We start from the raw sequence: 26,485 nt of genomic DNA on the forward strand, positions 1-26,485 counted from the left end.
GCAGGAGGGTAATCATGAATAATCATAAGGATCAAACATTGTATATGATCGGTAATGCTCATTTAGACTCCGTATGGCTGTGGCAGTGGCAGGAAGGTTTTCAGGAAACGAAGGCCACCTTTCGCTCTGCTCTGGATCGGATCAAAGAATATCCCGATTTCGTATTTACCAACAGCTCAGCGGCGAATTATGAATGGATAGAACATAATGAGCCGGAAATGTTTGAGGAAATTAAACAGCGAATCAAGGAAGGCAGATGGGAAATTGTCGGCGGTTGGTGGGTTCAGCCAGATTGCAACATTCCATCTGGGGAATCCTTTGTCAGACAAGGGCTTTATGGACAACGCTATTTCCAAGAAAAATTTGGTGTAACAGCAAAGGTAGGCTACAACGTGGATAGTTTTGGGCATAACGGTATGCTTCCACAAATCTTAAAGAAGAGCGGAATGGATCATTATATCATGATGAGGCCTAGTCCGCAGGAAAAAGGGCTGCCCGGCCGAATTTTCTGGTGGGAAGCAGATGATGGTTCTCGGGTATTAACCTTTCGTATACCTTTTGAGTATTGTACATGGGGGAAAGACCTAGAAAAGCATGTGACACGAACGGCAGGAGAATTAAAGGCTCCTTTTAATGACCTCATGTGTTTCTATGGGGTAGGTAATCATGGCGGCGGTCCGACGAAGGAGAATATCGAGAGCATCAAACGATTAGATGCAGATGAACATTTTCCTAATTTACTATTCAGCACCCCTAATCAATTTTTTGAAGATATAAAACAAAAGAATTTGCCTTTTCCAGTTGTGCATGATGATTTACAGCACCATGCCAGCGGCTGTTATGCCGCTCATTCCGGAATCAAAAAGTGGAATCGTGAGGCGGAAAACCTGTTGATTAAAGCAGAAAAATATGCCTCATTAGCAAGCTGGATAACAGGACAGCCATACCGTCAAGCTGAATTGAATCGAGCTTGGAAAAATGTATTGTTCAACCAGTTTCATGATATTTTGGCTGGCACATCACTGGAGGAGGCGTATGAAGATGCGAGAAATATGCATGGTGAGGCAATGGCGATTGGTGAGAGAAACTTAAATGATGCAATTCAATCTCTTTCCTGGCGTATCCATATTGAAGAGGAGGAAGGGATGAAACCAATCGTTGTATTTAATCCGCATGCATGGCGGAGTGTATACAATGTGGAACTGGAAGTCGGAGGAGTTCATGCCTCAGATGTATTAACAGATGATCAAGGAAATCATATACCAATGCAGCTGGTGCAGTCACATGCTACTGCCAATGGGCGTTATCGTGTGAGTTTTATGGCAGATTTACCTCCTATGGGATATCGCGTATATAAACTATTAAAAAATGAAAAGTCCCAATTAACAAAGGAGCAGCTTTGCACCGTCAAAGCTACGGATTGCTTGTTGGAGAATGATAGATACCGGGTAGAAGTAAATCCTGAAACAGGTTTCGTGGAAAGTCTATTCGACAAAGCTAGTAATGTGGAATTATTGTCTGGGCCTGGCAGCCGGCCTGTGGTTATGGAAGATTATAGTGATGCATGGTCTCATAATGTCCTTCGCTATGACAAGGAAATCGGCCAATTTAAAGCAACGTCTGTGAAACGTGTGGAGCATGGCCCTGTAAAGAGTGTCATTCGTGTGATTAGTGAATATGGGAAATCGACGATGAGACAAGACTTTACCATGTATAAGCATCAGGACCAGATCGATGTGCATGTTAAAGTGAACTGGCAAGAGCAGTTTAAAACATTGAAACTGCAGTTCCCTGTTAACTTAATTTTTAGAAAAAATACGTATGAAATTCCTTACGGGACAATTGTCAGAGAAGGAAATGGTGAAGAGGAGCCGGGTCAGAACTGGATAGATGTTTCCGGAACGCATGAACAAACCGGCAAAATGTATGGGCTTAGTTTATTAAACGATGGAAAATACAGTTTTGATATTTTAAACAAAGTCATGAGTATGACGATACTTCGCAGCCCGATTTATGCACATCATGATCCAAAGCAGCCAGATCCGGATGAACACTACACCTTTATCGATCAAGGTATTCAGACATTTACTTATTCTTTACTGCCGCATCAAGGGAATTGGGAGACGGCCGATACGGTGAGGAAAGCTGCTGAGTTAAACCAACAGCCCATAAATTTGATAGAAACCTATCATGAAGGAGAATTGCCTCTAAGTGATTCGTTTGTTGAGGTAGATCAAGATAATATTATAGTGAGCGTGGTGAAGAAGGCGGAAGATAATGATGATTTCATTTTACGAGTTTATGAAGCAGCTAATGATGCTACAGAAGCAACGATCTTTTTGCCAAAATGGAATCGAACAGTGACGACTTCGTTCCAGCCGTCTGAAATAAAGACGATTCGCATACCGAAAGATCCAAAGCAAGCTGTTGTTGAGAACACCATGCTTGAATGGGAAGAATAATATCCCCTCTATTGGTACTGGTTCTTCCGTAAGAAGGATAATAGAGAAGGGCCACAGCAACATGTAATTTGCTGTGGCCGCTGTTTAGTTAATAAGGTAGAAGTTGTTTTTCGCCGGTGATTTGGATGTTATAGGTTAACATATTACTTTTTGTTAATTGCTGACTCCGTTTGTCAGGCTGACTGCCCCCGATAAATAGTTGATAATGGCCGGGCTCCATCACTCTAGTTCCTTCTTCTGTGATAAGTGATAACTCTCGTGGTGTAACGGTGAAAGCTACAACCTTTGTTTCTTGCGGTTGTAAGGATATTTTCTGGAATCCTTTTAATTCATAGTTCGGAACACGAGTAGTTGCATCGAGTCTTTTTACATATAATTGTACCGCTTCTTCAGCTTCCCTCCCACCAATGTTCTGAACGGTCGCTTGAATAGTAATATCTTGAGAAGAAGTAAAGCTTGATTCCAGTTGATTAGCCGGTTTATAAGCAAAGTTAGTATAGGATAACCCATACCCAAACGGATATAATGCCTCGTTTTTCATATAGCGGTAGGTTCTGTTTTCCATCGAATAGTCATGGAAATCAGGTAATTCTTCGCTGCTTTTATAAAAAGTAACCGGTAATCGTCCAGAAGGGCTGTAATCGCCGAATAACATGGAAGCGATGGCCCTGCCGCCCTGTGCGCCAGGATACCAAGCTTGTACAATGGCTGGTAAATATTCATCTGCCCAATTTAAGGCAATGGCACTGCCGGAAAGATTGACAAGAACGACTGGTTTACCTGTTTCATAAAGCTGCTTCATTAACTGGTTTTGGAGGCCTGGTAATTCCAGATTCGGCTTATCTCCACTTCCAAATGTATTGGATTCATGCATTTCTTCCCCTTCAATGGTAGCATCCAGACCAGAACAAAATACAACGACATCTGCCCTTTCTGCGGCGGAGATTGCCTCGGAAATCCTGTCATCTGGTTGATCTAATCCACTATTATTCTTGTGGTATAGTTCACAGCCCTCTGCATAATAAATTCTTGCCTCAGGGAGAGCTTCTCGAATACCATCCACTACCGTTATATATTGAGAAGCTGTTCCTTCATAATTGCCAACCAATGCGTCCCGGCTGTTGGCATTGGGGCCGATAACAGCAATGGACTTCAGTTTATCCTTGCGAAGCGGCAATAAATGATGATCATTTTTAAGTAATACGATGCTTTGCTTGGCTGCTTTCAACGCTAATTCATTGTGGGCCTTACAATCATTTCGTTCATAGGGGATATTGGCATATGGTACATCCTTCTCATCATCAAACATGCCTAATTTCATCCGTGTCATCATTAAACGGTGAACAGATCTGTCAATGGCTGCTTCTGAAATAAGTCCTTCTTCTACGCCTTTCACTAAATATTTATACATGGAACCACAGTTAAGATCACAGCCATTATTAATAGCCAGTGCGGCAGACTCTTGTTTCGTGCTGGTGACACGATGCCCTTCATGAAAGTCTACAATGGCCCAGCAATCAGATACCACATGTCCTTTAAATTGCCATTGCTGGCGCAAAATTTGTTCTAAGAGTGTTTCACTTCCACAGCAAGGTTCACCATTAACGGCATTATATGCACCCATCACAGCTTCTACGTTGCCATCCTGAACCGTATCTCGAAAGGCCGGCAAATAGGTTTCATATAAATCCTTTGTAGTTACTTCTGCATTAAATTCATGTCTTAACTCTTCTGGTCCGCTGTGTACGGCGAAGTGCTTAGCACAGGCTGCCGCCTTTAAGTATTTTGGGTGGTTTCCTTGAATCCCTTTGATATAAGCAACACCTAGCTTTCCGCTTAAATAGGGATCTTCTCCATATGTTTCATGTCCTCTGCCCCAACGAGGGTCTCGGAAAATGTTGATGTTAGGTGCCCAAAAGGTTAACCCTTTATAAATACCGCGGTCATTTTTACGGACAAATTCATGGTGTTTAGCTCGTCCTTCCGTTGCGATTACATCACCAACTTGCTCTAATAAGGCACGGTCAAAAGTAGCTGCAAGTCCAATCGCTTGTGGGAACATAGTCGATACCCCTGCTCTGGCAACACCGTGCAGGCTTTCATTCCACCAATTATAAGATGGAATGCCCAGTCGTGGGATCGCACAGGATTTATGTATCAATTGTGAAGCTTTTTCTTTTAAAGACATTTGTGCTACGAGATCATTTACACGTTCTTCAAAAGGTAAAGATGTATCTTTATACTTGGGTATACTTACCATCTTGCTTCCCTCCATTTTAAAAAAGTGAACTATAATTTCCAAGTTGGATAGGTTTGTGCAGTTTCAGATAACGCTTGGAATATATGCTGCAGAAAGGATTCAATGGTATGAGAGACTCCTTTTGCTAGTATTCCTTTTGTAAATATAACAAAAACCACACAAAACAACAATTATAATTCGTGTACATTTAATTATTGTGGAAATCAATAATATCAGTATTTTATCTAGATGTCCAGCTTGTTTTGTCAAATTAGTTCATCTAAAATCTTTAAAAATCATTGACGTTTATGCATAATTAATCCATAATAAGTACATGATAATTCGTTATTTTACCACAAAACCACATAAATCAACAAAAGGAGGCGCTGTTATGAACACGTTAGCTATTGTGCATACGACACCTGTAACGATTGAGCCTTTAAAAATATTAGCAAAAGAAAAGATCCCTGATTATCAGGTGATTAATTTTGTGGATGATTCTATTCTTCCTCAACTCGTAGAAGATCCTGGTCATATGATATTTGTCAAACGAAAAATCATTCAATACATGAAATTTGCTGAGGAGACAGGTGCGGATATTATTCTTAATGCGTGTTCATCGGTTGGGGAAGTAGTAGGAGAAGCAGAGAAACAATTGCATATACCTGTTGTCCGAATCGATGAAGCAATGGCAGAACAGGCTGTATCTAAAGGAACAAAGATAGCAATAGCAGCCACACTGGCTACCACCTTGACACCAACCAAGGCATTATTAGAAGCGAAAGCGAAGGGGGCGGGAAAACAGATAGAGCTAGAAACCGTGACAGCTCATGAAGCCTATCAAAAGTTAATGAATGGTGAGCAAGAAGAACATGACCACATTCTTAAAGAACAGTTGGAGCAAATGGCTCACCAGTCCGATCTTGTGGTGCTGGCTCAAGCATCTATGGCCAGAGTTGCTGCACAATTACCGAAATCATTACAAAGTAAATTCTTATCAAGTCCAGCACTGGGAATGCAGCGCGTGAAAGAAATAGCAGAGAGGATCTAGCATGATGAGTCTATTAGGAATAGATATAGGAACTACTAATCTTAAAGCAGGCCTGTTTAATCAAGCAGGCCGTTTGATAGATGTCAAAACCACTCCACATCAGGTACATTATGACGAGCATTCTTTTCCTTATTATGACCCAGAGGCACTTATAGAATCTGTTATGGGACTAATAGAGGAGCTGCAAAACCATAACAGTCACCCTGTTGAAGCGATTGGAATTACAAGTATGGCGGAGAGCGGGCTGTTAGTCAATCAAAGGACAGGTAAGTTTATTTCGCCGATCCTGCCATGGTTTGATAGAAGAACGGATCAAGTAGCTTCACAATTAAGCGAAAAGATTGATGAATTGGAACGGTTTAAAAAGACAGGGATTAAACATACTTACAAACATGGTATAGCAAAAATAGTATGGTTGAAAGAAGCGGGTTATCAGGTAGGGCAAGATGTTAAATGGTTATCTGCTGCTGATTTACTTGCCTTTCATTTAACGAAAGAAGTGGCCACAGATTATACATTAGCGGCTAGAACTTATGCTTATCGAATCGATATAAAGGAATGGGATCGCTCCTTTATTAGGGAATGCGGCTTGGATGAAGAACTCTTCCCGGAAGTGAAAGCAAGTTATCAACCGATTGGCTCTGTGGTAGCAGGCTTTGAGCATCGCGGGATCAAAGAAGGTGTGCCTGTAGTCATAGCTGGGCATGATCATGTGTGTGCAGCTTTAGCAGTCGGGGCTGTCACTCCTGACATCGCATTAGATTCCATTGGCACTGCCGAAACACTGGTAGGCTCTGTACCAGAAAGGGCTATAACGGAAGCTGACTATCATTCCGGCTTTAATTATGGTGTGCATGTATTGCCAAACCGATTATTTTGGATGGGGGCACTTCAATCGTCCGGCGGTTCAATCGAATGGTTCCGTCATTTGCTGGCAGACGACAAGTTAACCTATGAAGAGCTGTTGTCTTTACTTGGCCAAAGCGATAATCAGCCTACTGGAATTCTTTATTTTCCTTATATCACTGGAAGTGGTGCACCTCAGCCTGATCCAGCAGTAAACGGTGCATTGATTGGATTGAAGGCTTCTCATCATAAGGCTGATATTATAAAAGCTGTTTTAGAAGGCTTGTCCTATGAATTCAAATGGATGAAAGACACGATGGAATCGATTTTGTCTTCCCCGCTGGATACGATTATTTCAGTTGGCGGAGGGACGAAAAACAAATATTGGATGCAATTGAAAGCAAATGTCTTGAATTGTCCGATCAGGATTCCCGATATAACCGAAGCGGCTTTAATGGGGGCTGCCATGCTGGCTGGCCTGGCAAAAGGAATGTATCGTGATGAAGAACAAATGCTGGATACCCTTGCTTACATAAACAAGGCAGACATACATCCTGATGTATCCGTATATAAGCAATATCAAGCAATCTATCAGAACGGTTACCTGAGGCTGCAAGAACCGTTAAGAGATTTATCGCAGCGTAACTGGCTGTAACACTCCCGCTTCAAGAAATAAGGAAACACATCTAATCTAGGTGGGAGATCCAACAGCCAGTAACGGCCCGATTGGTTCAACTAATGTTCAGCGGGGCAAGAGAAAGCTGACTAAGTTCGAGACGCTGTGTCGTAACGCCTGGGATTGCGATTACTCATCCCATCGAAGTGATTTGCACTAGCACATCCTATGCGTCGAGACCCCACTGCACGAAGTTTCACTTTATATAGAAATAATCATTAATCAAAGAGAGGTTTTTATTATGAAAACAGAGAAATTATCTAATGTGGTGACATTAAAGAAAGCGTTGGAGCAAGCGGAAAAAGGCAATTATGCTATCGGGTCATTTTCTCCTCGTTATACCGATATGATTCGTCCTATTTTAAGAGCGGGTGAGAAAACACAGTCTCCTGTTATCGTTCAAATCTCTCAAAAGGAGTTAGACCGTTATGGCGTAACGCCGTTTGAAGTGGGAGAAGAATTCTACCAAGCTATACAAGATGAGAAGATTACAATTCCAGCTGTTCTTCATTTAGATCATACGAAAGATTTTCAGGTGATTAAGGATGCTATAAAAGCTGGTTTTACGTCTGTCATGATTGATGCTTCCGAACATCCATTTGAAAAGAATGCAGAAATCAGTGCAGAAGTGGCAGCCTATGCACATGCAAAAGGGGTTTCTGTTGAGGCGGAACTTGGTATGATTGGAACCACTGATTTTATTGAAACAGATAAAGATGAAGAACTCTATACAGACCCGGAAGAAGCGCTTGAATTTGTTAAACGTACGAATACCGATGCCCTGGCTGTTTCTGTAGGCACAGCACATGGTGTCTATAATGTGAGAGAGCCAAAAGTGGATATCGAACGTTTGAAGGCAATTCGTGCCTTAACCTCTGTCCATTTAGTACTCCATGGCGGATCAGGTGTACCGTCCGAGATGATTCAGGCGGCGATGAAGATTCCAAATGGCGGTGTCAGTAAGGTAAATATTGCAACTGATTTAGAATTAAGTTTATTAGGTGCACTTGGAAGGAAAGAAAGAATGACCAATGCGGTATGCAAACAATTACCAGAGAATCAAAAGCGTGCAGGCCAAGATGCTGTTGAACAAACGGTGATAGATAAAATTAGCAACTTTTTAAACAGTGCAGACCAAGCCAAGAACTTCAAATTGTATATGAAGAAGAGCTGATTATGTCTGACAACATAATGGAGTGGATGTGACATGATAACGAAAAGCGAGATAAATAAACAGCTGCAGGCTGTAGGCCGTTACATGATGGATAATGAACTAGCTTGGGGAAATGCAGGGAATATCAGTGCCCGGACTGCAACAGATAGTTTTTTAATCACGGCCAGTGGGACATATCTGGGAGAATTAACGACAGAAGATCTGGTGGAGTGTACCCTTGGCCAGACGCTGGATGACCAAACGAAAAAACCGTCAAAGGAAGTGCCGATGCATCTAGCTATCTATCAGGAACGTCCGGAAATTCAAGCAGTTCTTCATGCATCTCCTTTTTACAGTACATTAGCAGCTTGTGCGAATATAGATATTCCATCGGACTGGTTTGTAGAATCTATGTACTATTTGGAACGTGTAGAGCGAATAGGGTACCAGCATCCGGGTTCAGAGTTGTTAGGAGAGGCCGTAAGAGAAAAGGCCAAACAAGCCAATATTCTTTTGTTAGAAAATCATGGTGTACTTGTTTATGATACAAGTATTAAAGAAGCGAGGATGGCATTGCAAACATTAGAGTTTACGTGCCGAATGATGATAACAGCGAGAGGCGCCTCCGTTGATTTGCGTTCCATTCCTCAGCCTGTCGTCGATGATTTTCTTCAGCATTCGGGATATAAGCCAAAAAGAAAGTGGGGTGAATAAATGTTTGGCGTTATTGCTGATGACATAACAGGGGCGAATGATATCGGCATTATGTTCAGTAAGTCGGGATATATTGCTGATATCTACAGTTATCATGCTGACGTATTGCGTGAAATCCTAGCGGAACAGCCGGATGTATTAATTTTTGACACAGATTCCAGGCTGGACCATGCCGAAACGGCTTATCAAAAGGTTTACAAGGCAACAAAAGATATACAGCAGGCAGGAGCTAAGCAATTCTACAATAAAACTTGTTCGGTTTTTCGTGGTAATATCGGTGCCGAATTTGATGCGATGTTAGATGCCTTGAAGGAGGAGTTTGCGATCGTCGTGTTGGGCTTTCCGCAAAACGGCAGAACAACTGTGGATTCTACGCACTATGTATATGGCGTGAAATTGGAGGATTCTCAATTTAATCGTGATCCGATCCACCCTATGACACAATCTGATTTAGTATCTATTTTACAGCAGCAGACTAGCAGAAAAGTAGGGGCGATCACCCATGATGTGATAAAACTGGGAGCTGCTGCTATTAAACAACAAATACAACAGATAAAGCGGAATAAACGTTTTCATTATGTTATCTTAGATGTAACAGAGCAAAAGGACTTAGCTGAAATTGCCAAGGCTATCCATCAGGAAAAAGTCATATGCGGCAGTTCGGCGCTGGCTGAGGAAATTCCGAAAGCAGTTGGTAAACAGGTATATCCAGTGAATCATCTGCCATTGCCAAAGATGATTCCAAACAAAGGGCTTTTTTGTGTGGCTGGCAGTTTAACTCCTCAAACATTTAAGCAAATAGAATATATGAAACGAAATAATCATAGGGTTCTTACACTGGATACCCTGTTGTTTATTACTAGAAATGACAAGGAAGCATTTATACAACAGCTGCAAGCCCAAATCATTGATAAGATCCAGTCGGGCAGTCATGTGATCCTCCATTCTTCTAATACAGCTGATCAAGTGGAACAAACCAAACAGGCAGGAGCCAAACTGGGCTGGTCGAATACGGAGATTTCCCGCTTCGTTTCGGAAACAATGGCAAATATCACTGCAGCAGTGATCCGGCAAACAGGGCAATATCGATTAGTCGTTGCAGGCGGAGATACTTCTGCAACGGTATGCAAGGTTTTAGGTATTGGCGGAATGAGGGTTTGGAAGGAGATTCAGCCTGGTTTACCCTCCTGTTTATCACATACGAGTCCGCCTTATTTATTAGTGTTAAAGTCAGGAAGCTTTGGAGATGAAGCATTTATTGAAAAGGCGTTTGATCATTTATCCCGGTGAAACTGTTTGTAAGCCTCTCCACTTAAGGACTTTGTTGGATTTCAAAGAGTCTAAACGAGGGATAACGGACACCAACACCCCGATAAGTCTTGCTGGCTATCAGTGGGATAAGAAAAACTCTCACTGATGGTGTTTCGCTTTAGCACGAAGCTAACTGTCTGTAAAAATGAGAAAGAAGGTGAAGAAATGGATGAACAATTAAACAAGCTTATAAACAAATACCCCGAACTGTCTGTCTGCGCATCAGATATAGAGCGGGCATTTGATATACTGGCAGCAAGTTATCGTCAAGGCGGTCAACTTCTGTTATGTGGGAATGGTGGCAGTGCAGCAGACTGTGAGCATATTGTCGGGGAGTTAATGAAAGGGTTTACGCTTAAACGACCGGTTGATGAGGTATTTAAGCAGAAATTAATCGATACGGATCCTTCAGATGGAGCTTACATGGCACAACATTTACAACAGGCATTGCCCGCTATTTCGCTTGTTAGTCATTCCGCATTAATGACAGCCTTTGTTAATGATGTGGCTGCTGATATGGTGTTTGCCCAGCAAGTTTACGGTTATGGTAAGGAAGGTGATGTATTAATCGGCTTAAGCACCTCTGGGAATTCCGATAACGTACTGAAGGCATTGAAGGTAGCTAAAGCAAAGGGAATGCAAACCATTGGATTTACAGGAAGAACCGGCGGGAAAATGAAAGCAGCTTGTGATACGGTTATTTGTGTTCCGTGGGATGAAACATTAGATATCCAAGAAAGACATTTACCTATTTATCATACACTTTGTATGATGTTGGAAAGGGAGTTTTTTCTATCATGACAATCTTAGCAGGGTTAGATATTGGGGGCACCAAATGTGCCGTTTTAGTGGGGGAATTGGTGAATGGCGAAATAGATATTATCGAAAGAGTGTCATTCCCAACACCGGCTACGCCTGAGACCTCTATAGATAAAATGACCAGTACTTTGGACAACTTAGTTGAAAAACACCAAATATCCAAGCTGACAGCTATTGGTGTTAGCTGTGGCGGACCATTGAACAGCCGGGAAGGCGTCATTATTTCTCCGCCTAATTTACCTGGCTGGGAAAATATTGAGATAGTCAAAATGCTGGAAGATCGTTACCAAATCCCTGTCGCATTACAAAACGATGCCAATGCTGGAGCGATGGCAGAGTGGAGGTGGGGAGCAGGAAAAGGCACGAACAATATGATTTTCTTAACTTTCGGTACCGGAATGGGTGCTGGGTTAATTCTGGATGGGCGTCTCTATTCTGGAACGAATGATTTAGCTGGGGAAGTGGGTCACATGCGCTTAGCAGAAAATGGACCTGTCGGATTCGGCAAAGCCGGTTCATTCGAAGGTTTTTGCAGTGGCGGCGGGATAGCAAGGCTGGCAGCAGATTTAGCTAAACAAGCTTTGGAAGCTGGACAATCGCCATTATTTTGTTCAACGCTTGATCAACTGAATGATATAACTGCCAAAAAAGTAGGCGAGGCCGCCCAAGCTGGTGACGAATTAGCACTAGAGGTGTTCCGGATAGTAGGTTTCCAGCTGGGAAGAGGATTGGCATTGCTTATTGATATATTAAACCCCGAAAAAATTGTCATCGGCAGTATATATGGCAGACAGCAAGATATCTTAGAACCACTAGTATTGGCAGAATTAAAGAAAGAGGCCATTGATTTATCCTTTTCTGTTTGTGAAGTGCAGCCCGCTGGGTTAGGTGAAAAAATTGGCGACCTGGCAAGCTTCTCTATTGCTTTACTGGCATTGGAACAAGCCAATTCCTAATTTTACATCCAGTTGGTTATCCAGTGCTGATAACGATGTTAAACTACCTCATTACCTTGGAAATGGACTGTTAATGAAAAATGTTGCAATAAGAGATTGAAATTATAAAAGAGCGGCGAATTGACAATTAACTTATCATACATTAGAAATTATAGAATAGAAAATAATGGGAACGTTCCCAAAAAAGGATGTATGTTGATGAATATGGGTAATATACCAAATGAATATCAGCCAAATACAGTTACAATCGGAAAAAAGGAATTGCCAATTTTATTTGATGTCGATGTTGTTGTTGCAGGCGGCTCCTTTGCTGGAATTGCTGCTGCTAGAGAATACGCCAGATGTGGCAAGACAGTTGCTCTAATTGAGTCAAGAACATATTTAGGCGGAGAGGTTTCGGCAACACTTCGGCCATGGTTAAAGCAGTCAGCAGTTCCTTCACCTGTACCTTACACTTTAAAAGAAATAATCAGCCGCGGTAAACAAAAAGGAGAAGAAATAGCGCTCTACATGGATCAAGTAAAAACGCATCTCGAAGATATACTACTGGAATATAATATCGATCTTCTTTATGCCAGTTATCTAACAGGAGTGTATACAGAAGAGAGCGGGGATAAGCTGCTGATTATCGGCAATAAATCAGGCAGACAGATTATCAGGGCAAAACTGGTAGTTGATGCAACCGAATCTGCTTCGGTTTTACAATTAGCTGGTGAACAATTAGAAATGCCGACACAGGCAAAACGGAGCTATTGGAAAACGATCGAGATGTATCGGACAAAAGGAGTGACTGACGGCGTCATACAAGTACCGAAGGAAATCGGGGTAGATAATGATTGTATCTATATCCATCAAGGTTTTCAAGAGAATGGCCATCTGTTGTTAGAGTTTAGGCTGACCATAGAGGGTAAGGAAAAAGATCAAAGACTCGACCAGAAGATGCATGATGAAATTGCCTCCAGACATGTGATGATCCACTTGGCAGAATATTTGTTACAGGCACATCCTGCCTTTAGTAATGCCTATTTAGCCGCTTCATCTTATGAACTGTTAGCTGCCGATTATCCGCGTTTAAGCGGGGACACAGAAGTTGTCTGTCATGATGTGCTTGATATAGGTGGTCAGCAATTGGCATTCGCATACTTTGCCACTTCTGATAAGCGTATTTGGTGTTTAAATCAAGCGGCACGCACCCCGCAGGTCAGTCAATGGCTGTTTGATCCAGTCTTTGCCTGCCAATTAGGGGAAGAAATAACGAAATGTATAGTAGAACAATGGGACAGCCTGCTGAAAGCTTCTGTTCCTGTGCAGTCTTCGCTTCAAGATAATGAGCAAACGACAGCAGTTCATAACTGGACAATAGCTGAACAGGCAGTACCTCAACAAGGCAAAAAATATGATATGTTATCTGTTCCGAGTCAAGCGATCCCTGTGTTATATCAGACAGATGTATTGGTGGTTGGCGGCGGTACAAGTGGTGCTGCTGCGGCAATTATTTCTGCCAAAGAAGGCATGGATACGGTATTACTGGAAATGAATCCAGGACTTGGCGGGACCGCAACATTAGGTGCGGTAGACAGTTATTGGTTTGGCCGGCGGATTGGTTTTAACCAATATCTGACTCAAAAAGTGAATGAGATAGAGCGTCGTTTACATCATAAAAGCCCTAAATGGAATATCGAAGCTAAGATGTATGCCCTGCTGAATGAAGCAGAACAAGCTGGGGTTCACACCTATTTTTATACCACTACGATTGGAACGATTATGGATGGTAATCAAGTAAAGGGTGTAATAGCTGCTTCCAAGTGGGGGATTTTTGCCGTAACAGCTGAAACGGTCATTGATGCTACTGGTGATGGAGATGTGGCCGCCTTCGCAGGGGCTGAATACCTTTATGGATCAGAACGGGATCATGTGGTGATGTGGTATTCACTGGCTCAATTTGCCAAACCTGGCCGTTCTCAAAATAATTTCACAAGTGCTGTACACATTTCTAATATTTTAGACTACACACGTGCCATTCTAGATGGGAGGCGGCGCAAGCGCAATCGGGATTTGCATGATCATGGGATTTATGTTGCCTCAAGAGAAACGCGCCATATCTTAGGTGATGTGGTGATGACGTTAACGGATCAGCTGCGTTACCGCCAGTGGGATGATGTCATTAATATTCACTTTAGTAATCATGATATGAAGGGGAAAAGTGGCGCTGATTGGATGCATATAGGGCTGATCCCGCCAAACTTAGAAATTGAAATTCCTTATCGTATGGTGCTGCCTAAAGGAATAGAGGGGCTATTCATTGCCGGCAAGGCGATATCTGCTACCCATGATGGATTTGCCGCTATCCGGATGCAATCAGATTTAGAAAACTTAGGCGGCATTGTTGCCCTTGCTGCGGCGCAAGCTGTTCGACATAAACAATTACCAAGTGAGATTAATGTCAAGGAATTGCAGCAACGTATCATCACAGAAGGCATGCTGCCAGCAGAAATATTGGATCGTAAGATAGAGAATAAAGAATATCAAGAAGAAGAACTGGCATCACTAGTAGATTCCCTGACAGGTGATAAGCCATTATATACGTACGCAGATATGGATATGAACGATGTCTACACAGAACGTATTGCGATCGTAGAGGTTTGTATGGCAGGTCCAAGAATTATACCTTATTTGGAAAAGGCATTCGATCAGGCAACAGCCAATCATGAAACGAGAAGGCAAGTGATTTTAGCACAAGCATTAGCGATGTATGAATCTTCTTATGGTGTTCCGGTTTTGCTGGAGGCCATTGAACAAGAGCTCACTCAAAGCGGTAATCAGTTACCAGTAAGGGATAGTGATATTGCTTATACCCAGCTGCCGCCGGATCACGGAGCTATGCCAGATGTATGCTATTTACTGTATTCACTGGGAATGACGCAAGATAAACGCAGTATACCTGTCTGGCAGCAAATAGCAGATAAACTGGATCCTTCTGTGGAGGGGTTAAAAGATATGTTTATCGGCACTTTTTATTATATAGATGCCATTTGTTATGGGATGGAGCGGTTAGCAGATTCAGCCTGCATAACCATCTTGGAAAAATTGCACAGCTATGATATGGTAAGCAACCAGCTGCGAACAGGGATTGGTGTAGAACCTGATTATTTTAAAGAGAGACAAGCTATGCTTGAATTAAGTATTGTGCGTGCACTGGCAAGGTGTGGGCATAAAAAGGGCTATCAGGTGCTGATAGATTACCTGCAAGATGCCCGTGCATTATTAGCAGAGCATGCCCATACAGAATTAAAACAGATAACAGGAAAGGATTTCCAAAAGGATAAAGAAGAATGGACGGCTTATCTTGAAGAACTGGGAGATAATCTGCCGGTTAAACCTGTTACCTTAAAGTTAGATAGATAGGTTTTGTAAAAATAGCAAATAAATAAAACATGTATAGCAGAAAGATCATATACAAGGAGGATGAAATAAACATGAAAGACAAGACATTACACATGATTGGGAATGGTCATTTGGATCTAGTTTGGTTATGGCAATGGCAGGAAGGATTTCAAGAAGCAAAAGCAACATTTCGCTCGGCAGTAGATCGTTTGAATGAATATGATGATTTTGTATTTACATCAAGTTCCGCCGTAATGTACGAATGGGTGGAGAACAATGATCCACAGCTATTTGCAGAAATTAAGGAAAAGATTGCAGAAGGCCGTTGGATTATTTGCGGAGGCTGGTGGCTGCAGCCGGACTGTAATATCCCAAGCGGGGAATCGTTTGTCAGACAAGGACTGTATGGCCAGCATTATTTCAAAGAAAAGTTCGGTATAACAGCTACTGTCGGCTATAACGTAGATAGTTTCGGGCATAATGGAATGCTGCCGCAAATATTACAAAAAAGCGGTATGGATCACTATGTGTTCATGCGGCCGGGACCGCATGAGAAAGGACTGCCAGGCCGTTTATTCTGGTGGGAATCAGATGATGGCTCCCGTGTGATGACTTTCCAAATTCCATTTGAATATACGACATGGGGACAAGATTTAGATAACCATATTTATAGATGTTCAAAGGAATTAAAAGATCCGGTTAATCAGTTGATGAGTTTCTATGGTGTAGGTAATCATGGTGGCGGACCAACCAAGGAAAATATTGAAAGCATTAAACGGCTTAATGAAAAGGAAGATATGCCAAATCTAATCTTTAGTTCTCCTAATCAATTTTTTGAAGAGGTGAAGAAGCAGGATATAACATTGCCAACGGTACACCATGACCTGCAAAACCACGCAAAGGGCTGTTACTCTGTACATTCGGGTATCAAGAAATGGAACAGAGAAGCAGAGAATATGTTAGCAAAGGCAGAAAAGCTGTCCGTGATAGCAGATATGACAACAGGCCAGTCCTATCCAACTGATTTTATACAGGCTTGGAAAAATGTGATGTTTAACCAATTCCATGATATCTTAGCTGGAACTAGTATTGAAGAGGCATATGAAGATGCACGCAATATGCATGGAGAGGCTATGACGATTGCGGAGCGGAATCTGAACTATGCGGTCCAGTCACTAGCTTGGAATATTGATATCGAGCAAGATGAGAACATGCTTCCTATTGTTGTGTTTAACCCACATTCTTGGGCTGTCCAATCAAATGTGGAATTAGAGTTTAAAGCATGGAAAGACGATCATATTTTAACAGATGAACAAGGAAAACAAGTTCCGGTTCAAATCGTTCAATCTCATGCAACAGCAAATGGGCGTAATCGATTAAGCTTTACGGCAGAAGTACCTGCGATGGGTTATCGCGTGTACAAGGTCGTATCTAATGAAAAACGCGAGGTATTCCCGCCAATTAAGGCAAATGATTATGTATTAGAAAACAGTCGTCACCGTCTGGAATTTAATCCGGAGACAGGCTTTATCAGCAGTCTGTATGATAAAGAAAAACAATATGAATTATTAGCTGGGGAAGCAGCAAGACCTGTAGTTATCCATGATCACAGCGATACATGGTCACATGATGTTGTTCGTTATGAAGATGTAGCAGGCGAATTTAAACTGACAAGCATTAAACGTGTGGAGCATGGGCCGGTGAAGTCTGTCATCAGAGTAATCAGTGAATATCATCATTCGAAAATAGTACAAGAATTTACGATGTATCAAGATTTGGGCTATATTGATGTGGATGTGAAAGTAGACTGGAGAGAAGAATTCAAGGTGCTGAAACTCAAATATCCAGTAAACCTGCACCACCGCAAGGCAACATATGAAATACCTTATGGTCATACGATTCGTGAAGCCAACGGGGAAGAACAAGCTGGCCAAAGCTGGATCGATGTGTCTGGTACGGTAAAAGAAACTGGTGAACGCTATGGTTTAAGTATAGCGAATAATGCGAAGTACAGTTATAGTGTGGAAGGTAATGAAATCAGCCTTACTGTATTACGCAGTGCTATTTATGCACACCATGATCCACTGGTGCCAGATCCAGATGGGCACTATTCCTTTATTGATCAGGGTATCCAGCATTTCCGCTATACCATGCTGCCACATGAAGATAGCTGGGAAGAGGCAAGAACGGTGCAACATGCTGCAGAGGTGAATCAGAGGCCAGTGGCATTGATCGAAACCTATCACGAAGGAAGTCTGCCGCAGAAAGATTCGTATATCTCTGTGAATCAAGACAATGTGCTGGTAGGTGCGATGAAGCAGGCAGAAGAAAATGATGATATTATCCTGCGCCTATATGAAACCAATCGAGTGGCAACGAAAGCTGTGATTGAACTGCCTAAATGGAATCGAACGATTGAGGCAGATTTTGGGCCTTGTGAAATTAAAACATTCCGTATTCCTAAAGATACCGCCAAACCAGTCGTAGAAACGAATCTATTGGAATGGGAAGAATAGCAGCAAAGGGGGATACTCCCCCTTTGTGTTGAAAGATAAGCATATAATGAGGCATCCATGCATTCTTATTCTTATACAAGGAGAGCCTTGTCCGGTTTTAAACGTCAAACTGTAGAGATTTCGCACTATGTCCTGCGATAAGTCAACGTCGGTTCGTACCTTGCCGTGTGCCCTTTATCTCTGTTGTGCCACTCAATCTATCCGTTTTAAACGGGCGCCTTGTGCTTTTCGTTCTGTTTTCTGACTTTTTGCTTTATAGCTGTGCAGTTCAGGTGAAAGATAACGTAGATTACGGACATTACTACTCTTTTCATCTTGCGTGAGAAAAACAAACAGCCAAAATGTGGTTTTGTGTGTAAAATCCGTCAACATATATATTTTTTTGACGGATTCGCACAAAAACATGTTGCATTATGTTGTTTGATGATTTAGAATAAAATTATAGATCTCCAAAATGGGAACGTTCCCATTTTAGATCAGTCTTTTCCTGTAATAAAGGATAAATACAGTATAAATATAAACCATTGAACCGTTCTAAGTATTGATTTGTAAGTAAGCGGTTACCAATTGTCTGGAAAGGATTGATATGGAATGGATAAATCAACGATAATCGATGTTGCCAAATTAGCGAATACTTCCAAAAGCACAGTTTCCCGCTATCTGAATGGATACAAGGTAAAAAAAGAAACAAAAGAAGCATTAGACCGAGCGATTAGAGAGTTAAACTATCATCCGAATGCCAATGCAAGAAGACTTGTCAAAAACAACACACAAGTCATTGGAATTGTAGTTGATGATATAGCAAACATTTTCTATGCTGATATATTACGAGGAATAGAAAGCGTTTTAAACAGCTATGGATACCGATGTGCTTATTACAGCAGAACATCCAATTACCAAGGGGAATTTGGGTTTATGGATTTGGCTAACGAAGGGGAAGTAGATGGATTAATTCTTGTTAGTTTTTTAAAACGTTCCCAAGAAATGTTGGATGAAGTAAAGAAGTTAGCTATCCCTATTGTATTGATAGGAGATGCAGATTACGACAGCGGGGTCTTCTCTGTTGATGTGAACAATGAATTAGGAATAAGCGAGCTAGTTCACTATTTATATAGAATTGGCCATAGGAATATAGCCTATATTAATGGTCCGGAACATTTCTCAGCGAGTTATTGGCGTAAAAAAGGATATGAGAATACGTTAAAAGAATTGGGCTTATCTTATAAGGAGTCATGGATTATCGATTCGGATTGGACGAAAGCTGGCGGTCATAAAGCCATGAGTGAATTATTGGCATTTAAAGATATTACAGCTGTTGTTTCATCTAATGATGAAATGGCCATTGGTGCCCTGCTTTATGCTAGTGAGCTTGGTTTTCACGTTCCGCGGGATTTATCTATTGTCGGCTTTGATGATACTGAGGTATCCAAATGGGTATACCCTCCTTTGACAACTGTAAAGCAGCCGCTTCATCCGATGGGGGAGAAGGCAGCAACTGGTTTAATAGCTAAGTTAAAAGGTGAGCAGGACATTCAAGAGCAGAGGATATTGATAGATCCAAAACTTGTCGTTCGTCAATCATGCAGGAACTTATGATACAAAGGAGGTAAAGTGTTCATGTTTAAAAATAAAATAAACAAGAACCCACATGGCTATTACTTTATTGCCCCGTTTTTTATTAGTTTTTTTGTGTTTGGTCTAGGTCCCATCCTCTATTCTTTTTATTTGAGTTTTACGGATTGGAGCGGGTTTAACCAGCCTTCGTTTGTTGGTTTTGCTAACTATGAAAGACTATTAGGGGATGCTTTGTTTTTTAAATCGATTGGAAACACATTAATTATATGGATTTTTTCCATTATACCTCAGCTGACGATTGCGTTAACTTTAGCGCTTGTGCTGCATGAGAAGTTTATTAGGGGCAGACATTTATTTCATGCCATTTTCTATTTTCCCAATATTATTACGCCGATCACCTTAGGGGTGATGTTTGCCTTAATGTTTGATTGGCAGACAGGGAGTATCAATAAACTACTGGAAGCAGTTGGAGCCATCAGTGAACCTATTTATTGGCTAAATGATGTATGGTTGTCACGAATTATTGTAGCTGGAGTAATGATGTTCCAGAATTTTGGCTTTAATATGCTGGTATTTTTAGCTGGATTACAAGCTATTCCGCATGATTTATATGAAGCGGCTGAAATCGATGGTGCTTCTAAATTCCAAACGGCCATCAGAATTACGCTCCCATTAATGAGGCCTGTATTAATCTTTACCCTTATTACATCAGTTATCGGTGGGCTGCAAATCTTTGATGCACCATTAATGATTGGTAAAGGACCGAATGATTCAACGCTTACCATGATTATGAATTTGTATGAAGCAGCATTTATTAGATATGACTATGGATATGGCGCGACGATTGCTTATGGAGCCTTCGTGGTTATTGCGATTGCTACGGTCATCACCTTTTTAATTCCAGGTGTAAGAAAGAAAAAGGAGGCGTAATCAAGTGCGAAATGCGGAGGGATTCAAATCATCTTCTAGTCTGACAGAGGCAGATATAAAAAAGAAGAAGCGCAACACATTAATCGTAAGAACTATCATATGGATATTGCTTATTATTGCAGCTGGTATTTGTTTAATGCCGTTTTACAGTATGATCATTACCTCCTCTCATGCCAACTCAGAGATTGCGAGGAAGCTGCTGTTAGTGCCAGGGGATCACTTTTTTGATAATTACAATCGGCTGGTTGATGTGGTTCCGATTTGGAGAGGGTTTCTTAACAGTTTATTTATAACCATTATCTCCACTATTCTAGGCTTATATTTTTCCGCACTAAGTGGTTATGGTTTTTCTAAATATCAATTTAAAGGGAACAGCCTCCTATTCGCAGCCGTGTTAGCAACGATGATGGTTCCTGGGCAGTTAGGGATTATCGGCTTCTTCCGGTTAGTAAATGAAATGGGGATGTTGAATACGTATTGGCCGCTGATTTTACCATCTATCAGCAATGCCTTTGCTCTGTTTTTCTTTAAACAGGTAGCAGATAACACGGTTCCTCAAGCTATGCTGGAATCAGGCAGAATAGATGGAGCAAGAGAACTGGCGATATTTCACAAAATCGGTTTACCGTTAATGGCACCATCCTTAGCAACCATGGGAATCTTTCAATTTATCGGAAAATGGAATGAGTTTTTGCAGCCGATGATTCTAATATTTGATACAGAGCTTCAGACACTGCCAGTACTGATCGCCAGTGTAAGAAGTCAATTCAATGTAGACTATGGTGCACAATATGTTGGCATTGTGATTTCCATCATTCCGATCATGATTGTATTTGCGATCTTTTCTAAACAGATTATTGGAAATGTAATGGCTGGTGCTGTCAAAGAATAATAAATAGCTGGAATATTCGAGGAGGTGGTGAGAACAGTAGGCAAAGGCGGTGTTTGCTAGTGATAAAGTGCATGGAATTCTAAATAAGAAGGGGAATAAATGATGAAAAAACTTAGTATATTATTAGCTCTGGCTTTACTCCTAGGTGTTCTGGCGGCTTGCAGTGGTAACGATTCGGAAAATACAGAAGGAAGTAATGATAACTCGGGAGGCCAAAATGGAGAAGCAAAAGCGCCGGAAGATTTTGAAGGAGAATTGGAAATTTGGACATTCTTTGGTGATGTAGAGAAGATGGGTGCGCAATTTGAAGAAAAATATCCAAACGTTTCTGTTAATGTGAGTGTGTTTCCTGGTGATCAATATCAAACGAAATTAATGAATGCGATTAATTCTCGCACAGATATCCCAGACATTTTTGATCTCGAGCGAGGATATATGGGCAAATTTATTAATCAAGATTTTGTAGCTGATTTATCGGCGATGGGTGCAGATGAATTGGTGGAAGACTATGTACCATATGTCAAAGAGCTGGGGGTTGGAGAGGATGGTTCCGTTCGTGCCATATCTGATCACTCGTCTCCAGGTGCATTCTGGTACCATCGTGATTTGGCAGAGGAATACTTAGGAACATCCGACCCTGACGAGGTTTCTGCAATGGTTAGTACGTGGGATGACATTATTGAGTTAGGCAAGCAGGTAGCAGCAGATAGCAATGGCGATGTACAGTTAATTTCTCATTTTGGTGATGTATTTAATACGGAAAAAGCAAACCAAGAGCTATGGGTACAAGACGATACACTAGTTATTGATCCAGAATGGGAGACCGTCTTTAATAACATGAAACAGATTAGAGAGGAAGGTGTCGATGCGAAACTTGGCTATTTCTCAGCTGGATGGGGAGACGCACTAAATGAAGGCGGTGTTATCATGTTCGCCAACCCAGCATGGGCAGGTTTCATGGTCGGTAATGATGATGGACAAGCAAACGGTAAATATGGCTTGGCACAGACACCAAGCGGCTACTATGATGGCGGTACGTATCGAGCTGTGTACGAAGGTTCTGAAAACAAAGATTTAGCCTATGAGTTTATTAAATTTATTGCAAGTGAAGAATGGCAGCAGTACAACCTGGAAGAGACAGGGAATATGCCTGCACTTACAACCATCTATGATGAGAACGGAGATTCATTTACACATGAATTCTTTGGAGACCAAAAAATACTAGATACGTATAAAGAACAAGTCATGGAGATTCCAGCCGTAAAAGCGACCGAAAATAACGAGGAAATAAGTGCGTTATGGTACGATGCTGCAGCAGAAGCTGTAGATAATGGCCAAGATTATGATACCGTACTCAGCAAGTTTAAGGATTCCGTCAAGAATGGATATCCAAATGTTGACGTAGAGTAGCTGAGCTTCATTATTGCCAATGGCGACTGCTCATGCAAGCAGTCGCCGATCTGCTAAAGGAGATGGACTATGAGTATTATTGCCCAACATATAAATAACATCAAGTTGATTGATGGTCATGAACACCTCATCCCTCAAAAGGACCGCCAAAAAATGAATAGTGATTTCTTCGATCTATTACATTATTTGCAATCTGATTTGATTACTGCTGGAATCGATTCGGCTTTCTTTGATAAGAAGAAAAATCAAATGTCCGATCGAGAGAAGGCGGCAGTATTTCTGAAGTACTGGGTAAAAACCAAAAATACAACCTATGCACAAATGCTGCGCTGGGCGGTAGAAGATATATATGGAATGAAAGACTGGACAGTAGACGGAATCTGCCATCTGAACGAACAGGTGAAACAGGCCTCTCAAGATCCGTTACTCTATCATAAGATTTTAAAGGAAAAGGCAGGGATCGATTTAGCCTTTACCTTGATTTTTACTACAAAGGTTGACTTTGAGCTGTTTAGACCGGTTATGTGGACGGATCATGTGTTTAAGCTGCGAACATTACAAGAAATAATTAATCTAGAAAAAGAAGCTGATATGACTATTTATGAATTGGATGACCTTGTATCAGCTATGGATACATTAATCGAACGATATGTTAATGAAGGGATGGTTGCAACCAAAATTGGGGCAGCATATTGGCGGACCCTTGCTGTGGAAAAACCAACAAAAGAAGCAGCTGCACAAGCATTTAATAAAATAAAAGCAAATCATTTAGGGGAGTGGATTCCACAGGAAGAGGCCAAGCCTTTACAGGACTATATGATTCATCGAGTCATACAAGCATCGATCAAGCATGAGTTACCGATTCAAATCCACACAGGACATCAAGAACCAAGCGTATCTGGAAATGGCAACATCCTGACTCATTCGCAAGTTACTGATTTGATTCCGCTTTTATTAGAGTACAGCCAAGCGAAATTTGTTCTTCTGCATGGCGGCTATCCTTATTATAATGAGTACTTATCGATTGTGAAAAATTTTCCGAATGCCTATGCCGATTTAACTTGGTGTTACATTCTGTCACCAACAGCTACTAAGCAAATGCTGATGCAGATGATTGAAATGGTGCCACAATCAAAAATATTAGGCTTTGGTGGAGATTATAGCCAAGTGGAGGGTACTTATGCACATGCAAAGCTGGCTCGGAGAATTCTTACCGAGGCGTTGACAGCTAAAGTGGAACTGGGCGATATGACAGTCAAGGAAGCTTGTGAATTTGCCAATCATGTGCTTAGAAACAATCTGATTGAATTATATCAATTAGAACTGGACCCGATTTCTTTAGAGAAGGAGGAAAATGATGTTTAGTATTGCAGAGAAGGGCGAGCGGCTGGAACTCTTGAATAATCAAAAAAGTATCTTGGATCAGATTCATTTCCAAGTTCAAGTTGATGCATTAGGCACCATAAACTTAGATTTGGCTGAGGTATCCACAGAATACAAACAAGATCGGTTTGGAGAGTATCAGCAGATGAAGTATGTCTACAAGCAAGAGGAGAAGATTGATTTCACGTTTGTTGTCCATTGTTATGCCTCTTATGTTCATGCCTATGTGGAGGCAGTGGTTCATAATGATAGACCTCAAGGCTATCATGATTATTTGACTTCAGAAAAGAGCATCATTATTAAGGTCGATCAGTTAGTGGATATGACCAATCTAGTAGCACACTATCGTCATAAAGACTGGTGGACTCGTCCTTATTTTGGTCATGATTTAGCAGCATTACCGGACAGAACACAATCTTTATTATGGGAATGCGGGCATGAGTTTTATCAACTATTGCCGGTCGCAGACTCCACATTTAAAACAGAGCTGACGGGTGCGGCGACAGGCTTTCAGATGGAGCTTTCTTCCTATGATGGCGGGAGAACACAGGCTAAGTCATTAGCGTTCGTCTTAGCCAAAGGAGATAATCCATTTGCGTTGTCCCGAAATATTACTAAACGAGTACTCGAATTAACGGGAAATGGTAAAGCTATCGCTGACAAACGCTATCCTGAACGCTTAGATTATTTAGGCTGGTGCAGCTGGGATGCTTTTTATCAAGAAGTGAACGAAGATGGTATACGCAATAAAGTGATGGAGCTGAAAGATAAAGACATACCGGTAAAATGGCTGATGATTGATGATGGCTGGTCACAAGTTAATGATCAAAGGTTACGTTCATTTGAACCTGATCCAGCCAAATTTCCAAATGGATTTAAGTCACTTACAAAGGAATTGAAGGAAACTTATGATATTGATTCTATCGGTGTCTGGCATACCCTAGCAGGTTATTGGGGTGGGGTTGATCCTGGAAGTCCGCTAGCTTTGGAAATGGCCTCGCATCTTTTGAAAACCAATAGCGGCCGGTTAGTTCCTTATCCGGATAAAGCAAAAGGCTATGGTTTTTGGGAGACATGGCATCATTTTTTAGAACAGCAAGGTATCGATTTTGTTAAAGTGGATGGACAAAGTGGGATCAATAACTTCTTAAGAGAACATATGGCCATAGGAGAAGCTTCGGTGGAAACACATAAGGCAATAGAGGCCTCAGTGGGTATCCACTTTGATCATTGCATCATTAACTGTATGGGCATGGCGCAGGAGAATGTGTATAATCGCCCTATTTCCGCTGTATCAAGGAGCAGTGATGACTTTGTACCAGATGTGCAGGAATATGGCTTTGCGGAACATGCTTTGCAGAATGTATATAACTCTTTTTATCATGGAGAACTGTATTACGGGGATTGGGATATGTTCTGGACGATCCACCGCGATGCCAAGCGACATGCATTATTGAGGGCAATTAGCGGCGGTCCCATTTATACCAGTGACCGAGTTGGCCAAACAGATGCAGATTTGTTGCGCCCGCTTATTTATAAGGATGGCCGGATTATTCGTTGTGACCAGCCTGGAAAACCAACAGCTGACACATTAATGGTCGATCCTGTCAATACACTCGTACCGATGAAAGTTTGGAACAAAAATAATGGGGCTGGTGTGTTAGCTGTTTTTCATATACATCATTCGAATGAAATGGTTACGGGAACGATTAGTCCTAGCGACATCGAAGGAATGACTGCCTCAGAATATATGGTGTATGATTATTTCAACCAAACTAGTGAGATAATGAAAATAGAGGAGACCAAACCGATTTCATTAAACCATGAAGAATATGGATTATATATCTTTATACCAAAACAGTCCATCATTCCAATCGGTTTAATAGAAAAATATATTCCGACAGACAGCTATCAGATATTATACAGATCAGAAGATAGATTGGTGGTGCAATTGCGTGAAGGCGGGCGATTTGCCTTTGCCACAGAGTCGAAGCCTGTCAATGTCTTGGTTAATGGAGAAAAAGCGGCAGTCACCCAGTTGGGATCAGATCCTTCCATCTGTGTGATAGATTGTCCTTCCACACCATCTCCGTTATTGATAGAGATTAGTATATAGCAAGGGCTCGTGGATAGCTGGTGTACCGGGATAAAGAGTGCGGGAGTAACAC

The 26,485-nt window shown here is 41.5% G+C and carries 17 protein-coding genes; 16 read left to right on the top strand and 1 reads right to left on the bottom strand.

The window, feature by feature from the left end; genetic code table 11:
• The first annotated feature begins 14 nt into the window (after positions 1 to 14).
• Positions 15 to 2,462 (top strand): alpha-mannosidase, encoded by a 2,448-nt coding sequence (locus JOD18_RS12785; RefSeq protein ID WP_204669430.1) that lies wholly within the window; start codon positions 15 to 17, stop codon positions 2,460 to 2,462.
• An 88-nt stretch (positions 2,463 to 2,550) separates the two neighbouring features.
• On the opposite strand, the gene JOD18_RS12790 is transcribed toward JOD18_RS12785, so the two are convergent.
• Positions 2,551 to 4,722: a glycoside hydrolase family 3 C-terminal domain-containing protein gene (locus JOD18_RS12790; protein WP_204669431.1), complete on the bottom strand. Its 2,172-nt coding sequence runs from the start codon at positions 4,720 to 4,722 to the stop codon at positions 2,551 to 2,553.
• A gap of 370 nt (positions 4,723 to 5,092) precedes the next feature.
• Here JOD18_RS12790 and JOD18_RS12795 point away from each other — a divergent pair, with 370 nt between their 5' ends.
• The 15 genes from JOD18_RS12795 (at position 5,093) to JOD18_RS12865 (ending at position 26,433) form a co-directional block, all read left to right on the top strand.
• Positions 5,093 to 5,752 carry an aspartate/glutamate racemase family protein gene (locus JOD18_RS12795; RefSeq protein WP_204669432.1) on the top strand — a complete coding sequence of 220 codons (660 nt, stop codon included), beginning with the start codon at positions 5,093 to 5,095 and terminating at the stop codon, positions 5,750 to 5,752.
• A gap of 1 nt (position 5,753) precedes the next feature.
• A complete protein-coding gene (locus tag JOD18_RS12800) occupies positions 5,754 to 7,253 on the top strand; it encodes an FGGY-family carbohydrate kinase (protein WP_204669433.1) in 1,500 nt (499 codons plus the stop codon).
• A gap of 262 nt (positions 7,254 to 7,515) precedes the next feature.
• Complete coding sequence (locus JOD18_RS12805; RefSeq protein ID WP_204669434.1) at positions 7,516 to 8,448, top strand: class II fructose-bisphosphate aldolase; 933 nt, start codon at positions 7,516 to 7,518, stop codon at positions 8,446 to 8,448.
• A gap of 33 nt (positions 8,449 to 8,481) precedes the next feature.
• A complete protein-coding gene (locus JOD18_RS12810) occupies positions 8,482 to 9,141 on the top strand; it encodes a class II aldolase/adducin family protein (RefSeq protein ID WP_204669435.1) in 660 nt (219 codons plus the stop codon).
• Positions 9,142 to 10,431: a four-carbon acid sugar kinase family protein gene (locus tag JOD18_RS12815; protein WP_204669436.1), complete on the top strand. Its 1,290-nt coding sequence runs from the start codon at positions 9,142 to 9,144 to the stop codon at positions 10,429 to 10,431. It begins immediately after the preceding gene.
• Between the two features lie 186 nt (positions 10,432 to 10,617).
• Entirely contained in the window at positions 10,618 to 11,253 is a 636-nt protein-coding gene (locus tag JOD18_RS12820; RefSeq protein WP_204669437.1) for a D-sedoheptulose-7-phosphate isomerase, read from the top strand.
• Positions 11,250 to 12,227 (top strand): ROK family protein, encoded by a 978-nt coding sequence (locus JOD18_RS12825; RefSeq protein WP_204669438.1) that lies wholly within the window; start codon positions 11,250 to 11,252, stop codon positions 12,225 to 12,227. The genes JOD18_RS12820 and JOD18_RS12825 overlap by 4 nt, the downstream gene beginning before the upstream one ends.
• Positions 12,228 to 12,425: 198 nt before the next feature.
• On the top strand, positions 12,426 to 15,632 hold the full coding sequence (locus JOD18_RS12830) for an FAD-dependent oxidoreductase (protein ID WP_204669439.1): 3,207 nt from the start codon (positions 12,426 to 12,428) through the stop codon (positions 15,630 to 15,632).
• Between the two features lie 71 nt (positions 15,633 to 15,703).
• Entirely contained in the window at positions 15,704 to 18,127 is a 2,424-nt protein-coding gene (locus JOD18_RS12835; protein ID WP_204669440.1) for an alpha-mannosidase, read from the top strand.
• A 591-nt stretch (positions 18,128 to 18,718) separates the two neighbouring features.
• Positions 18,719 to 19,723 (top strand): LacI family DNA-binding transcriptional regulator, encoded by a 1,005-nt coding sequence (locus JOD18_RS12840; protein ID WP_204669441.1) that lies wholly within the window; start codon positions 18,719 to 18,721, stop codon positions 19,721 to 19,723.
• A gap of 21 nt (positions 19,724 to 19,744) precedes the next feature.
• On the top strand, positions 19,745 to 20,632 hold the full coding sequence (locus JOD18_RS12845) for a carbohydrate ABC transporter permease (protein ID WP_204669442.1): 888 nt from the start codon (positions 19,745 to 19,747) through the stop codon (positions 20,630 to 20,632).
• 4 nt (positions 20,633 to 20,636) lie between these two features.
• Positions 20,637 to 21,524 (top strand): carbohydrate ABC transporter permease, encoded by an 888-nt coding sequence (locus JOD18_RS12850; protein ID WP_338029538.1) that lies wholly within the window; start codon positions 20,637 to 20,639, stop codon positions 21,522 to 21,524.
• A 99-nt stretch (positions 21,525 to 21,623) separates the two neighbouring features.
• Positions 21,624 to 22,934, top strand: coding sequence for an ABC transporter substrate-binding protein (locus JOD18_RS12855; RefSeq protein ID WP_204669443.1), 1,311 nt, complete (start codon positions 21,624 to 21,626; stop codon positions 22,932 to 22,934).
• Positions 22,935 to 23,003: 69 nt separating this feature from the next.
• Positions 23,004 to 24,299 (top strand): amidohydrolase family protein, encoded by a 1,296-nt coding sequence (locus tag JOD18_RS12860; RefSeq protein WP_204669444.1) that lies wholly within the window; start codon positions 23,004 to 23,006, stop codon positions 24,297 to 24,299.
• Positions 24,292 to 26,433, top strand: coding sequence for a Sip1-related alpha-galactosidase (locus JOD18_RS12865; RefSeq protein ID WP_204669445.1), 2,142 nt, complete (start codon positions 24,292 to 24,294; stop codon positions 26,431 to 26,433). Before JOD18_RS12860 ends, JOD18_RS12865 begins: the two co-directional genes overlap by 8 nt.
• Positions 26,434 to 26,485 lie beyond the last annotated feature (52 nt).

Origin of the sequence: Gracilibacillus alcaliphilus, from assembly GCF_016909015.1 — a bacterium.
Classification (GTDB): Bacteria; Bacillota; Bacilli; order Bacillales; family Amphibacillaceae; genus Gracilibacillus; species Gracilibacillus alcaliphilus.